We start from the raw sequence: 15,697 nt of genomic DNA on the forward strand, positions 1-15,697 counted from the left end.
ATTCTATATTAAATTGAGAATTTTTACTACAATAGCTGTGCCTGAGTCATGTTCATCGGACACTTAGAAAGCAAAAAGCCTTCCGGTGTGGTGACCAAAAGGCTTTCAAAACGGTATATTTTCTTATTCGTAAAAGTATTCTCCGAACTCGCTGCTGATCGTCAGTTTCTTTGTTGGAGACGCTTCCACCCTTCCAATGATCTGGGCATCGATTCCAAATGATTTGGAAATTTCAATGACCCGTTCCGCATGTTCGGGAGCGAGGTATATTTCGAGCCGGTGGCCCATGTTAAATACCTTGTACATTTCTTGCCAGCTCGTACCACTTTCTTCTTGGATCATTGCAAAAAGAGGAGGGACAGGTAACAGGTTGTCTTTGATAATGTGAAGGTTATCAACAAAATGTAGAATTTTTGTCTGTGCCCCGCCACTGCAATGTACCATGCCATGAATCTCCGGTCTCATTTCGTCGAGGAGTGCCTTCGCAACAGGAGCATAGGTACGCGTGGGAGATAGGATCAGCTGGCCTACATTAAGGGGTGTACCTGCCACGGGATCGGTCAGTTTTTTACTGCCGCTGTAAATGAGATCTTCGCTCACTTCCGGGTCAAAACTCTCCGAATATTTGGAAAGATATTTACCCAAAATATCATGTCTGGCAGAGGTAAGGCCATTGCTTCCCATGCCGCCGTTATAGCTGTCTTCATAGTTGGCCTGCCCATAAGAAGCGAGCCCCACGATCACATCGCCTGCCTTGATATTCGCATTATCCACTACTTCCGACCTTTTCATACGGGCAATGACCGTGCTGTTGACCGTCACAGTCCTCACCAGATCGCCTACATCCGCCGTTTCGCCGCCGGTACTATAAATCTCAACGCCGTAGCTGCGCAGCATGTCGAGTACTTCTTCCGCACCGTTGATCACCTCTGCAATGACTTCGCCGGGAATGCGGTTTTTGTTTCGGTCAATGGTCGATGAATAAAGCATAGGTCCGGTGGCACCCACACACAAAAGATCGTCGGTATTCATCACGATCGCATCTTGTGCAATGCCTTTCCAAACAGATATATCACCGGTTTCTTTCCAATATAAATAAGCCAGGGAAGTTTTGGTACCGGCCCCGTCAGCATGCATAATGGTGCAATAATCGGGGTCGCCAGCTAATGTATCGGGGACAATTTTGCAAAAAGCTTTGGGATAAAGCCCCTTATCGATCTTTTCAATTGCCTTATGTACATCTTCCTTGGATGCCGATACGCCGCGCTGGAGATAACGGTCGGTAGTATTCATCTGAGCTTTTTTTAGTAAATATAGCTATCCTATCTGAGCCACAAAAGTAGGCAAAAAGGGGGCTTAAACCTTTACTTTAATGAAACTAGTGCTGAAACGGGTAAATCAAGAAGTTATGAAATATTGCAAAAAATAACTCAATGTTAGAATTAGATAAATACAAATTTCTTCTTAGCTTTATAATTCTACGGTTATCATAAAAAAAACCATAGAATCTCTTGTTTAAGAGTTTTGATGCCTTACCCAAACCTGACCTGCATGCCTTTTTTGTTTCGTTCTGTTACATTATTTGCCCTTCTGCTCATTGGAACTTCTTTTCGTGTATCCCAGGCACAGACCGTAAAGTCTTCGCAGGCAGCAGCAGACACGGTTACTACCATGCAATCGCTGGTTTCTTTCGCTACCAAACATTTACATATCCCTTATCGCTCGGGTGGATCTTCGAAAAGAGGTTTTGATTGTTCCGGATTTGTCAGGTATTGCTTCGATAAATGGGACATTGCATTGCCGCATTCGAGCGCAGCGCAGGCACAACATGGCGAAACGGTCGAACTGGACCATGCCAAACCGGGGGACCTGATCTTCTTCAAAGGAAATAGTACAAAAAGCAGCCGCATTGGCCATGTTGGGATTATTACTGAAGTGGCTCCCGGTTATGTGCGGTTCATTCATTCGGCCTGGAAAGGCGGCATCCGCTACGATATGCTCAATGCTTCTTATTATCACAAGAGGTTTGTTGCGATCAAGCGAATGATTGACTGAAACCATTTGGACTGCTTCTTTCTGATCACACCAAAAAATTCAATTTCCGAAACCATTTGGTAACGGTTTCATTTTATTGCTCGTAAATTTGCCGGATCGATCTGATCATTACTTTACAAACTGCATCGCATTTTGAAACTCTGGCAAAAAGAAAATACGGTTACTTCTGAAAAAATAGAAAAATTCACGGTAGGACGCGACCGCGAAATGGACCTGCACCTGGCTGAATACGATGTGCTGGGAAATCTCGCGCATGCTACCATGCTGGAAACCATTGGTCTGCTCACTTCCGAGGATCTTGAAGCATTAAAAACCGAGCTGAAAGCGATCCATTCTCAAATAGCCAAAGGTGAATTTGTGATTGAGGATGGTGTTGAAGACGTGCATTCACAGGTGGAATTGCTTTTGACGCGTAAACTAGGTGATACTGGTAAGAAAATCCATAGCGGCCGCTCCCGCAACGACCAGGTGCTGGTGGACATGAAGCTTTACACCCGCGCCCGGCTGTTTGAAGTAGTACAAGCCACCGAAAAACTTTTCGATGTGCTGGCCCGCCGCTCGGAGGAACATCAAAACGATCTTTTGCCGGGATACACGCATTTGCAGATCGCTATGCCATCGTCTTTTGGCCTCTGGTTTGGCGCCTATGCGGAAGCGCTGATCGACGACATTATCCAACTCAATGCAGCATATCGCCTTGCTAACCGTAATCCGCTGGGCTCCGGCGCAGGCTATGGCTCCTCATTCCCTTTGAACCGCCAATTAACGACAGATTTACTGGGTTTTGAAGGAATGCATCATAATGTAGTTTATGCCCAAATGAGCCGCGGACGTACGGAACAGGCCGCGCTTACCGCGATCTCATCGCTGGCAGCAACGGTTTCGCGCCTGGCCATGGACGTTTGCTTATATAACAGCCAAAATTTCAGCTTCATCGTACTGCCCGACGACCTGACGACCGGCAGCAGCATTATGCCGCACAAGAAAAACCCGGATGTGGCGGAATTGCTGCGTGCGAAAACCAATCGCATGAAAGCATTGCCGATGGAGGTAACGATGGTACTAAGCAACCTGCCGTCGGGATACCATCGCGATATGCAGCTGCTGAAAGAAATCCTGATGCCTGCATTCGATGAAATACTCGACTGCCTGGACATCGCCGCATTCATGCTGGAAAATATGAAAGTGAAACAAAACCTGCTGGACGATGCCAAATACGATCTGCTTTTCAGTGTAGAACGTGTGAATGAGCTGGTGATCAACGGTGTACCGTTCCGAGATGCTTACCGGCAAGTTGGAGCGGAAATTGGTGACGGAAGCTACGCGGCGCCACGTGAATTGAAGCATACGCATGAAGGGAGCATTGGTAATTTACAAACCGCCGAAATCCGGGAAAGAATGCAGCAGGAACTGGCTGCTTTTGGGTATGATAAGGTTACTGCGGCATTGGAAAGCCTGCTAAACAAATAGATGAAATGAGCGGATTTCGGTTGATCTGGGTGGTTTTGCTGGGGTTAATGATTCTTTCGGGAAATACATTTGCAACCCAGGCAAAATCAGAGAAATTAAAAGTGATCTTTTTCCTGGACCCGGAATGCCCGATCTCCAATGCTTATATGAAGGAGATTAAAAGCATTTATGCCGACTATGCGGCTAAAGGCGTCACCTTCGAAGCGGTTTTTCCAATGTCAACCATTACTGATCAGGCGATCAGGGCATTTTTGAAAAAGTACAATACCACTATTCCCGGTCATTCCGATGCTAATCTGCAAAGAGCAAAACGATACCAGGCGACTGTGATGCCAGAGGTAGTTCTCGTTAATTCTGCTGGTATGATCGTTTACAAAGGCGCGATTGACGACTGGTACTACGGCCTCGGCAAAAGCCGCGCAAAAGCGACTGAGTTTTACCTGCGCAATGCGATCGACGCGACATTGGATGGTAATCCTGTACTGAAAAGCCGGACGGAGGCTTATGGGTGCTTGATTAATATGTGATTGGGTTAATCGTTACATGCCTGACGGCATTTTGAATTCCTACATCAACATTTCCCTACCGAGGTTGCGTGCCTACGGCACTGATGTGCGTACAACTATAAAATTTGGCCATCACACAGAGCTTTGCTGCTGGCAATCACGGTGCAAAAAGTCGCGTAGCGACGAAACCTCGGTAGCAATACGGATATATGGTTGGATGTAAAATCCCGTCAGGGATGAAACAAAACATGCACCGACATGATGAGGTAGCCGCCATTGTATCACAAAAAAAGGTAAGCCAAGCGGCTTACCTTTTTCACTTTAACTAAATCTAAAATATAAAATCAAGGCTTATCCCACCATACGCGGCCTGCTGCGCTGGTTAGGTCACCGAATCCAGGTAATGCTGCCATTGCATCGTAAGCTGCCTTTTTGTTGGCAAAATTAGGATCTGTTTGTGTTGGCAAAGAGATTGGCGCACGACGTGGAACTACCAGGGCAACGTTCAGATAGGTTACTTTTGGCAACGGTACAACAGAAGTTTCGTTAGGGAATCCTGTGCGTTTGTAAAGTGCCCAGCCTTCCTGTGGCTGCTTCATAAAGTTCAGATAGCTTTGGCTTGCAATTTGATCCAATGCTTTGGTAGCGTCGAATGCAATTCCTGGCTGGGCCATGTATGCTGTAATTTCCGCAGGAGTTGTTGCTACATAGTTAGTCAACTGAGATTTCAAACCGATCTCATTGTATAGATCCAACGAACTCTTCACGCCATCCTCATACCAGGTCTTAGCTGATGCTGCACCAGTTGATTTCAACGCAATCTCGGCACGCATAAAGCAATACTCAGCATAGGTGATCACAGGCAGATACGACTGTCCTGTTCCAGCATTTCCAGCTGCATCCGCTTTTCCTGTATTAAACAAACGAGGCTGAATGAATGACAACGTATCAACAGTCTGGCTATTTGACTTAATGGCCTTGGGAGTGTAATAACGTTGGATATTAGCGGTCTGTCTGGAATCGTCAGGACTCGTGAAGCTTCCGACATAACGTCTTCCTTCTTTCGTTCCTGCTGGAAGTTGTTTCTCAGCAATCAAGAGATTGATATTCGCCTGAGTGTACTGGTTAGGCGTGAAGAAAGCATCCAAACGCGGGTCACCTTTTGTGAACATAAAGTCAACCATAGGCTTAGGCGCTCTCAATTCGTCCGTATTCCAGTTACCACCACCAGCATCACCAGTGAAAGTAGCATTGCCGATAAATATCCATGCATCTGCGTTGCTACTCATCAAATCTGTCGCTGGCATAGCCAATACCTCAGTGATGATTGCAGTTCCCGCTGCCGCATCTGCTTTCTGAACGCGCAATGCCATTCTCAAACGTAGCGCATTGGCTGCTTTGATCCACTTTTGCGCATCACCTTTGTAATACTGATCGTAAGCACCAAGTGAATACTGAGGAGCAGACGGAGCTACTTTCAATGCAGCCACTGCTGCTTTAATTTCACCATCCAATTTGGCAAAAAGCTCTTGTTGGGTATCATACTTCGGTTGAAGCGTTCCACCATAGCGCCCCTGGAAGGCCTCAGTGTATGGGATGCTTCCATAGATATCAGAAACGTAGAAAGCATAATATGCTTTCAAAATACGGGCTATCTGGATCATCTGATCGTAGCGTGGCTGTTCGGCAGCATCAAGCTTTGATACCAATTGTTCAAGGTCATATAACCTATCACCTATACCGTTATACAGGCGTCCGTAACGATTTGAGAAGTTATCAAAGTTCAATGTGAACGATCCCTGATTACCATTCTGCAACGTATTGTATTGCATCCATGGCATGATACGGCGGTAAAGGTCGTAGAACGCTTCAAAGTCCTGGCCGTGGATTTGCTGCGTTGCCTGCAAAAACTGGTTTTGCGGCGGAACTGCCGATAATGCATCGGGATTTTTGTTGACGTCTACAAATGCTTCCTTTTCGCAGGAAAACAGAAATCCGACGGCAGCAAGTAGGTATATTTTGCTTTTTATAAATTTCATATCAATTTTATTTTGAATGGGCTGTAACAATTCAGGATCACAATCCTACGCTCACTGAAAATCCAAGGTTACGTGAGAAAGGCAGACCACCATATTCCATAAATTCACCCGCTTTGTTGCTGTACAAACCTTCCGGGTTGATACCATCCTTAGCAGTTTTGTACAGGTAGCCAAGGTTACGTCCTACAAGGCTTACACGCAATGACTGAATTTTCGCCTTGTTCAACAATGAAGCAGGAACGTTGTATCCAATTGAAACTTCGCGAAGTGAAACCCATGAGTTCTCGAAAGTTGAATATTCACGGATACCAGATGACCATTGTGTAAGGTTCAGGTAGTAAGCATAAGCAGGAATTGGTTTTACATAACCAGCCGCTACTGCATCTGCATAAGCCATTCCACCCAAGTCTTTTGGTGCTCCGTCAACCACAACTTGGAATCCGTCAGCAAGAACTCCCTGAGGAACGATACCGTCAGTTTTTGTATTGCCATCAGCATCTGTATAAGTCACACCGCCCAGTTCTGTGTTTCTTCCTGGAAGTGTAAATGCAAATGCACCTGTTGATGAACCATATTGGTGAGTTGCAGATGACATCAAACCTCCGATTTTAGCATCAGCCTGAACTGTCGCAGTGAAGTTTTTGTAACGAATGCTGTTCACGTTGCTGGCAAGGAATTTCTCCATAACCGTTCCAAGCTCTTTGTCAGCTTTCGATCCATATGAGCCATTGCGCACATAACCGATACCGCCTTCTCCCGAAATTGTTCCGATTACTTTTTGTCCGTTTGCAGGATTGTTAGCATCAGCCGACTCGTAAGTTGCAAAACCGTAGCCTGTGATGATCGTTCCGTAATCTTTTCCTACTCTTGCTACTGACTTAATATCAGCTCCAAAACCCAGGTTCAATTCGTAAGTGTTGGTTCCTTCAACCAGTTCCAATACTTTGTTACGGTTACGGGAGAAGTTAATGCTCGTATTCCATTCGAAATCCCCCTTTTTGATTGGTGTTGCAGTCAGCAAGATCTCAACTCCTTTGTTCTGGATTCTACCCGCATTCACAACTCTGCTGCTTACGCCAGACTCAGATGTTGTACTAAGGTTAAGAATCTCGTTTTTTGTGATCTTGTTGTAAACTGTCGCATCAATTCCCAAACGGTTGTTGAAGAAACGGATATCCGCTCCAAATTCAACTTCTCTTGCCAAACGGTTTTTCAAGCCATAGTTAGGAAGGATATTATCACGGAAACCTGACCAGTTTACAACACTTCCGTCTGCCTGAGTATAGGTTCCTTTTGGTTCGTAAATACCAGTCTGGTTTGTAGACCATGCTTCTGTATCACCACCTGTGTATCCAAGGCTGGCCCTAACTTTTCCGAAAGAAAGCCATGACGGAAGGTTTTTCAATGACTCAGTTGCGATCCATGAAAGACCAACAGAAGGATAAGAATAAATGTAGTCACCACTTCCGTTTGCATAAGTTAATGTCGACGACCAGTCAGTACGAAAGCTGGCGCTCAATGTTAACGCGTCCTTGTAAGTCAAATCTCCATAGGCATAAAGTGCGTCAATTCTCTTTGACGGAGTAAGCGCAATGCTTTCTGTCCTCAAAACATTAATGCTGTTTGACAGAGAATACACGTCAGCAACACGAAGTCCGCCATCCGTTCTCATATCAAATTTACGTCCACCGATCAATCTGTTGGTTTCTCCACCAGCTGACAAACTGAAATTGAAATCTGCTCCAATTTGCTTGGTAGCGGTAATCAAACCTTGAAAACGAGTCTGGCTTTTATTCTCAGAATACTCGCGATATTCACCGCCGGAGAAGTTAACATTGTCTCCTCTGTTTTTATTATTTCCGGTATACAACTCGTTCTGAACGTTTCCACGTACCAAAAAGCTCAACCAATCTGTGATCTTTCCAGTCAAATCGATATTTCCCCTGAACACTTTTTCATTACGGAATTGTTTGTATTCAAATGTCTGAAACATAAACTCGGTAATGTTGTATGGGTCAGCAGTTCCTCTGCGGCGACCGCCTGCAACTGGATCTATATAATTTTTCGACCAATATTCGATATCCATGCTGCGGGGACGGTTGTATGCAAAACGGAAAACCGGATTGTAATTACCACCCTGACGGATCGGGTTCACCATATCATTGTCAGTATAATCTGCACTTACGTCAAGATTCAGAATCTTTCCGATTTTCTGCGTTCCACGAATGTTGAAGTTGTTTCTCTTCAATTCAGTACCCGCAGGCATAATAGAAGTATTTTTCAATGTAGAGAAAGACGCGCGGAATGAACTGCGATCGTTTCCACCTTCTATGGCAACGTTGTGGTTGATGTACTTACCAGTCTGGAAAAATTTCAATGGATCGTTGGCTTTCCATTCAACCATTCTTCCGTCCAGGTCACGTACTGTCTGGCCTTCAAATTTAGGACCGTAAGAAAATGGGAAGTTTGGACGATCTACTTCGTCAACTCCGTCCGCACCTTTCGTGAAGGTCGGGCTTAAACCTGCACCGTATTCGTTCTGAAGGTCAAGAAATTTATAAGCCGTTTCAAATGTGGAAGTTTGATTGTAAGTCACACCCAAACCTTTATCCTGGCGTCCTTTTTTAGTTTGAACCACAACCACGCCATTCAAAGCCTCAGATCCATACAAAGAACTTGCGGCAGAGCCTTTCAACACGGTCATAGACTCGATGTTGTCCGGGTTGATGTTTTTCATGATGTTACCAAAATCCTGCGCAGCTCCCCATGAGTCAGCACCGGTTGTTCCAGGGCGGATCAACACACCATCCACTACGAAAAGTGGCTGCGTGTTGGGGCTTAGAGAGGCGTTACCACGAATACGGATACGGGAAGATGACATGGGTCCACCAGTTCCCTGGTTGATCATTACCCCTGCCACTTTGCCCTGAAGTGCGTTTACCATGTTAGCGTTTGCAGTTCTGGTAATGTCATTTCCCTGAACAGACTGAACTGAATAAGCAAGTTTTCTGGCTTCGGTTGACATACCAAAACCCGTAATAACCACTTCATTCAGCGTCTTGTTGTCTTCTACCAGATTGACTGTCAACTGGCTTGCGTTACCTACTTCCACTTCTTTGGTTATGAATCCAATAGAAGAGAAAACCAAAACCGATGTGTTGGAAGGAACACTCACACTAAACTTTCCATTTGCGTCAGACGCACCACCAGTGTTACTTCCTTTAATAAGGTAGGAAACGCCGGGTAAAGGATTTTGGTCCTTGTCAAGCACCGTTCCGTTAACGGTCTTTCTGTCCTGGGCCATACTCCATGTACTTCCTGTAAGAAGAAGGAGCAATGTTACCAGACGGGTTAAAGCTGTAAACTTTTGTCTCATGGTAAACTTGATAAAATGAATTTTGGGTTGGTTTTAAGTTTTACTCGCACAACGTACTCTGATTCAGAGATCGGAACTCACAACGTCTGTTGATTTCCAACTTTTTCACATCATAATCATTGAAGCTCAAAAATAAATATTTTTATTAACAAAAATATAACATTTATTAAAAAATATTAATAATTAGCATACAATTGGAGTAGACTATTTGGTTATTTTATCGTTTGAGCTTTATTTTATGAAGTACCTGCCTGCCAATGCCCGTACCTTGTAACTGGCCGTTTTCAATAGCCGATCGGTAATGTATCCCACCATATAACCTGCTGATAGCGGCTTCGTTACATGCGTTTTTGAAAGAAGAAAAGTGACGCATGGGAAGACCGTAGTCGGTTTCGGTGTAATCGTCGTATCCGAAGTTGTCGCCCAAAACCGCCGTAAGTACCTCCGCAGCTGCCGTGGAGATTACGCTGTGCCCGCTGGTGTACTCCGGGAAAGGTGGCGTTTGCAGAAAGGGACGCCACTTTTCATCCATATATGCATTAATTATCGTCTCCGGCCTGATCAGCTGGCTCCGGTACTTCTCGTCCCAGCAGCTGATGAAGCCGTCGAATAATGCGATTGATGTCAGTAAATAGGTGGCGGATGTCTCAATCCAGCTCTTTCCTGCAATTTCTGTTGCCTGACCAACGATGGAAATCCAGTGGCCGCCCGGTGAAAGTTTTTTTGTGGCGAAATTGAGGTGCCCTTGTGTGTTGAGGTAAAAGGGGTTACAGTCCCAGAAACTTGCGATCGCAATTTCTTCCTTACTCAGCTTTTGGGTGGATCGGTACACTTCCAATACCTCTTTCATAAACCGGCTACTCGTGTCGGTACTGTAAGCAGGCGGCGGTACCGGCTTGAACTGACCTGCCGAATCCAGTGATACCGGCCTAATCTGACTCCAATACGGTTCCACAGCATCAATGTAACCAGGTGGCGTAGGCGTCCATTTTCCTTTTTGTTTGCTATATGTGTACCGGCGCTTCTTTCTGGTCAATGCATAGTTATCTGTTGTGGACCAGGCTATGATGCTGTCGCTGACCATCTGCCCGAGTTTCAATGAATTATCGTAAACAGCGATGTCTTTTTCCCGAAAATCGGCGAGGATCACGTCCATGCTATCCTTCAACAGATGTTCTGAAAAAATGAGTTTGCCGCCGGTTTTGAAAAAGGCATATACTGCCGCCAGTTCATAGTTTACCTTACCTGCGTTTGGAATCGCTGAAACGTTCGGGAAGTCCTTTGTCTGGCCTTGCAGGCTGTTATACTGCTTGTTATTCAATGCAAGTACCTCATAAGCAGCCGCATTGGCATACAAATAAATCCGGCTGGCCACCGGGGGAGAAAATATGTCGTGCACAATCGCCCGTGTGAGGTTTTTCTCGGCTCTATGCAATATCTGAGTGGAAGGCCCAGCCGCGAAAACAGTCAAGCTGCCTACTGCGAGCAGCATGACCGATACAGTTCTGATACGGAGTGCCAGTTGTTTCATCTTGATTCAACGATTTGAAAAAATACTGGCTGTTCACTATTAACGGAGTATACTATACGCTTATTATCTATTATCTCCATGCCCCGGATGTCGCCGGTTGCCCAAAAGCCGGTCTGGTTGGCAGGTATCATTTCAAACTGGAATGGCGTAATTTGTTTTAATATCGCTCCCACCGACGCGTCGCACGGGCCAAGCTGGACACGGTAAGGAGAGAAATTTCCGGCCAGTATCAGTTCAGGTTTTTTATCCTGATCAAAATCGTAGAAGGCAATCCCACTCACTCGCGACACTTGCGCTTCTTGCGGCAGCTCGTGTACCTGAAACTGAAAATTCCCTTTGTTCTCCAAAACTATGCTGGAAAGCTGCCGGCAATAAACCTTATTGCTTTTCGCAATGGTCTCTTTTCCGAATACATCCTCCACAGTAGCGTCGGCATAGGATTCGTAGCTGGTATATTTCCTTTTCAGGAATGTCATCTGATCCAGCATTTCGTCCCGCGAGAACATCGGGTAGCTTTTTTCTCCTATATAGTAAGTACAGACCGGGTCGACCACGCCATTCTTGTCAAAATCATCAAAGTAGATCGCGACCGGTTTTTCCACAGACGCTTTATACTGATTATTCAATCCCGCATTTCCTACCACAAAATCCAGATCGCCGTCATTGTCCAGGTCAATGGGCATCAAAGCTGCCCACATCCCGTCGGAGTTTTTTAGCTCAGGGTCTTGCTTCTCTTCAAAAGCACTGCCCGTATTTTTGAAAACTTTAATGGGCATCCAGTCGCCTACCAGTATCAGGTCAGGTTTTTTGTCCTGGTCCAAATCCGTAAAAACAGCTGCTGTGATCATGCCGGGATTTAGCAAATCCTTGCTCCATTCCTGGGTAATGTCGGTGAATTTAATGTTGCTGCCATTACTGTCATTTCTTAAAATATAGCTTCTCGCCGCCATGGGAAACGAGCCTGGAATCGCTCTACCCCCAATAAAAAGATCCAGATCACCGTCACCATCAATATCGGCAGTAGCCGCACATTGCTTCGGGTTTTTCATTGATGGCAGCGCAAGTACCTCTTCATGCAGGGCCCCTTTTCCATCATTGATATACAAATGGTCGCGGTACTCGGGTGCTTGTTCTTCAAATTCATTTCCGCCGCTTACCACGTACAAATCCAGGTCGCCGTCTTTGTCCGCATCAAAAAACAGTGCACTCACTTCTTCACAGACCGCATTCTGCCGCCAGGGCTGTGCAGCCGCACCTGTGAATGTCCCATCCTTTTTTTGCAAATAAAGTACCCCGAATTGATGTGAGGCGCCGCCCAAAAATAGATCTTCCAGACCATCCCCATTCACATCGCCTTTCGCCATAGCCGGCCCGAGTTTGGACAATTGGTAAGGTAGCAGCACTTCCACTTTGAAATCCACAAAATCATTTTCCTGGTGCACAAAATCAATCCCTATGCTGTCGGCAGAGATTTTGCGAACCCAGTTTTTGGCAATCTGAATGTCATTTTTCAACGTGACAACATTCGAATCGGCTTCTTTTAATGTCAGCAAAGATTGCCCTGGCTTTGCCAGCAATGTAACTTTTCCCGACGGCCAAAGTACCTTAACGGAGTCGACATTGCCATTTTTTCCCAAACCAAAATGAAGATCCGTAGTCACCGTTGACTGGTAGCCTCTTACCGGATAGAGCTCAGTGTATTGCGTGGTACCATTGGCATACACCCAGACCTTGCTTCCGAGAGCCTGTGAATTTTTGCCGGAACCTGCCAATCTTACAGTTAAGCCGCCTTGGTTCGTATTATTTTGATAAATGGAAACCGGTTCGTTCATGTTTGAAATCACCAGGTCCAGGTCGCCGTCACCGTCAAAATCTGCATAAGCCGCTGCATTGGAAACAGCCTCATCTGTAAAGCCCCATTTTTTAGATACGTCCTCAAAAGCATACGCGGCGGTCAGTGCCTGATTTCTGAATAGGTAATTCCTCAACTTGTTGGAAGGCATCTTTTGAACCAGGTTATAGGTCTTGAAATTCAGATTTCCCTTGCCTACTTCCTTCATTTGCTCGTCGGCAACCGTGTATTTGAGAAAATCCATATTGGTAAAGTCCCGCAGATAACCATTGGTAATCAGCATATCTTTCCAGCCATCATTATCGAGATCCGCCATCAGCCCTGCCCAGCTCCAATCGGTATTCGATATGCCAGCCAGCTGCCCGATTTCACTGAATTTCACATTGCCTGTTGCATCGGTACCCCGGTTCAAATGCAGCATATTCCGCATATTCTGGTGGTAGTAGCCGCTGTCGAGCAACAAATGATATTGATCGTAAACGTCCGGACCTTTCAGTAATTTCTGACGGTGATTATCCTCGGGTAACATGTCAAGCGTCAGTACATCGGGCTTTCCATCATTGTTAAAGTCACTCACATCTGCACCCATTGAAAACTTGGAAACATGCGTAAATGACTTTTTTAAGGATTCGGTGAATGTGCCGTTACGGTTATTGACATAGTAGCAATCCACTTCCGTGTAGTCGCTCGTGGTGTAAAGATCCGGCCAGCCGTCCTGATTAATGTCCGCCACGATGACACTCAGCCCGAAATTCAATGCATTGTTAATGATGCCAGCCTTTTGGGTAACGTCTTTGAATTTCAGTTTCCCATTCTCACTGATGTTTTCAAAAAGTCTGTTTCCAAAGTAGGGATTTGGTGTCGCACGCATTTCGCGCGTATTGAGAAATGGATTGACGCTATGATTGGAGTGGTTCAACAAAAACATATCCAGGTCGCCGTCGCGGTCGTAATCAAAAAAAGCAGCCTGGGTAGACTGTGACCCGATTGCATTCAAGCCACTCTCCACAGCTACTTCCTTGAATACCGGGATCCCGTTTTTAATGCCCTGATTGATGAAAAGTTCGTTATTCTTGTCCGAAAGCTTCCTGAAAAACCCGGAATGACAAACGTAAATATCGAGCAAGCCGTCGCCATTGACATCAGCCACGCTGACGCCCGTCGCCCAGGTCCCGTTTCCTTCGATTTTGGCTTTTTTACTAATATCCTCAAACTCGATCTTTGTCTTAACCGACCTGTTGATATACAACTTATTGGCAACCGTATTTCCTGAAATAAACAAATCCGGCGTACCATCATTATTAAAATCACCGATACCAATGCCATTTCCGTTGTACAGATATTCGTACCGGAAAATGTGCAGGGAATCGTTCTCCTCAATTTTATTCACAAAACCGACCCTGGTATCCTTGGGAGAAATTTTGGTAAAAACGGTTTGTGAAAAACCCTGAGACGCAAGAAGAAGAAAGAATAAAAAGTAGAGTCTACCCATGCCGTACGGTCAAAATCCGGTGAAATTTCAATTCCATTTAAAAACCAGATTATCATCTCCGGCCTCGCGCTCTACATACATTAAAATCAATGTCAACATTTCCTGATCGCTCCGCATATTGCCCGTGGACATCACCAGTTGCGGTGGATTATGCGGGTTAGCCGGATTGGACGCAGTATTGTCATATGTTCCTTCTACGTGCACAACCGCGCCTTTGGGCAGTAGCAATGGTTTTTTGTATTTATAAATCTCCTGCCAGCGAAAATCCCAGTCTGGTATATGTACCAGTTTGACGGTATCGCCAGGAGAAACAACCGCGTAAGCCTTGAATTCCTTACCCAGATAATGCATGTGTGGCCAGGCATAGAGTAAGGAAACGTCAGGCTGGTTGTTCGCGATTCTCAGCCGGAAGCTTTTCACTTCATCGGCAAAAATCATAAAGGGCGGGCTGATATCCTTTTCACCGATACCGCCGGAACCCAGACTGATCACCTTCACTTTTCTTTTAATCGGCGTTGTTTTGAAGAAAATATTAACGCCATCAATGCTCTCGGCATCAATCGAAGACGGACCAAAATGTACCGTTACCAGCACGACACCACGTTTTGGCATCACCCAACCCATGTCTTCCGGGTAAGTTTCCACGGTAGTACCGGGAATCCAGCCACCGTAGTAAGTCATCTCCTTTTTGTACTTGACCCACTCGTAATACTTGTCAGCCGACGGACCACTCAGATCCACAAAGTCAACCGAATTATGCAGATCAACAGCAGGATCGGGGACCGGGTGGATCGCGAAATTGGCGTGGTGAATGAGTTTTTTATTGTTTGAAGTAAATTCAATAGCCTCAACATTAGCCTCCTGCGCCAGTTCAAAAGGAATTTTGAACATCACAAATCGCTCGGCCGCATCACCTTTGACCAAAAATGCTTCCTTGATTTTCAGACTGAGATCAGGTTTCCTTTTGTAGGAAGTACCCGCATTCACTCTCGCTTGCAACTCTTGCTCCGCTTTCAGGTTTTGCTTGCCTTTCGGGGTACCGCCATCGATCCAGGCAGTAATGGTTTTGATATCCTTGTCGCTCAGAGAACGATCATTGGCAAAAGAATTGAAATGATTATCGGCTTTCCAGGGCGGCATATAGCGCGAGCTCACTACCTGTTTGATGAACTTGGAACGCTTCGTAACGTCTTCGAAAGTGATCAGTGGAAATGGCGCTGCTTCTCCGGTACGGTGGCAAGGCACGCAATTAGCGTGAATGATAGGCTGCACATCCTTATAAAATTCCGGTACCTGCCCGGTGCACCAGTTGCAAAACAACAGCAGCGCCAGAAAAAGGCCTTTACGAAACAGCATGGTAATGAGTGGGTTTGACT

General features: G+C 45.6%; 9 protein-coding genes. 3 read left to right on the forward strand and 6 right to left on the reverse strand.

The genetic code is table 11. The features are described 5' to 3' along the window. Positions 1–123: 123 nt before the first annotated feature. Positions 124–1,293, reverse strand: a complete 1,170-nt coding sequence (locus tag ABIO93_RS24760) for an AIR synthase-related protein (protein WP_348072683.1) — start codon at positions 1,291–1,293, stop codon at positions 124–126. Positions 1,294–1,551: 258 nt separating this feature from the next. Here ABIO93_RS24760 and ABIO93_RS24765 point away from each other — a divergent pair, with 258 nt between their 5' ends. The 3 genes from ABIO93_RS24765 to ABIO93_RS24775 all read left to right on the forward strand — a co-directional run bounded on the left by ABIO93_RS24765 (position 1,552) and on the right by ABIO93_RS24775 (position 4,052). Continuing rightward, entirely contained in the window at positions 1,552–2,055 is a 504-nt protein-coding gene (locus ABIO93_RS24765) for a C40 family peptidase (RefSeq protein ID WP_348072684.1), read from the forward strand. 132 nt (positions 2,056–2,187) lie between these two features. Beyond that, positions 2,188–3,525 carry an argininosuccinate lyase gene (argH, locus tag ABIO93_RS24770; RefSeq protein WP_348072685.1) on the forward strand — a complete coding sequence of 446 codons (1,338 nt, stop codon included), beginning with the start codon at positions 2,188–2,190 and terminating at the stop codon, positions 3,523–3,525. 5 nt (positions 3,526–3,530) lie between these two features. After that, positions 3,531–4,052, forward strand: a complete 522-nt coding sequence (locus ABIO93_RS24775; RefSeq protein ID WP_348072686.1) for a redoxin family protein — start codon at positions 3,531–3,533, stop codon at positions 4,050–4,052. A 323-nt stretch (positions 4,053–4,375) separates the two neighbouring features. On the opposite strand, the gene ABIO93_RS24780 is transcribed toward ABIO93_RS24775, so the two are convergent. The 5 genes from ABIO93_RS24780 to ABIO93_RS24800 form a co-directional block, all read right to left on the reverse strand. Then, a complete protein-coding gene (locus ABIO93_RS24780; RefSeq protein WP_348072687.1) occupies positions 4,376–6,070 on the reverse strand; it encodes a SusD/RagB family nutrient-binding outer membrane lipoprotein in 1,695 nt (564 codons plus the stop codon). A 37-nt stretch (positions 6,071–6,107) separates the two neighbouring features. Further along, positions 6,108–9,446: a SusC/RagA family TonB-linked outer membrane protein gene (locus ABIO93_RS24785; protein WP_348072688.1), complete on the reverse strand. Its 3,339-nt coding sequence runs from the start codon at positions 9,444–9,446 to the stop codon at positions 6,108–6,110. Positions 9,447–9,663: 217 nt separating this feature from the next. Beyond that, positions 9,664–10,977, reverse strand: coding sequence for a vanadium-dependent haloperoxidase (locus tag ABIO93_RS24790; RefSeq protein WP_348072689.1), 1,314 nt, complete (start codon positions 10,975–10,977; stop codon positions 9,664–9,666). After that, entirely contained in the window at positions 10,974–14,321 is a 3,348-nt protein-coding gene (locus ABIO93_RS24795; protein WP_348072690.1) for a VCBS repeat-containing protein, read from the reverse strand. Before ABIO93_RS24795 ends, ABIO93_RS24790 begins: the two co-directional genes overlap by 4 nt. Before the next feature lie 27 nt (positions 14,322–14,348). Then, entirely contained in the window at positions 14,349–15,677 is a 1,329-nt protein-coding gene (locus tag ABIO93_RS24800; RefSeq protein WP_348072691.1) for a cytochrome c, read from the reverse strand. Between the last annotated feature and the right edge of the window lie 20 nt (positions 15,678–15,697).

Origin of the sequence: Dyadobacter sp. (genome assembly GCF_039919315.1) — a bacterium.
Taxonomy (GTDB): domain Bacteria; phylum Bacteroidota; class Bacteroidia; order Cytophagales; family Spirosomataceae; genus Dyadobacter.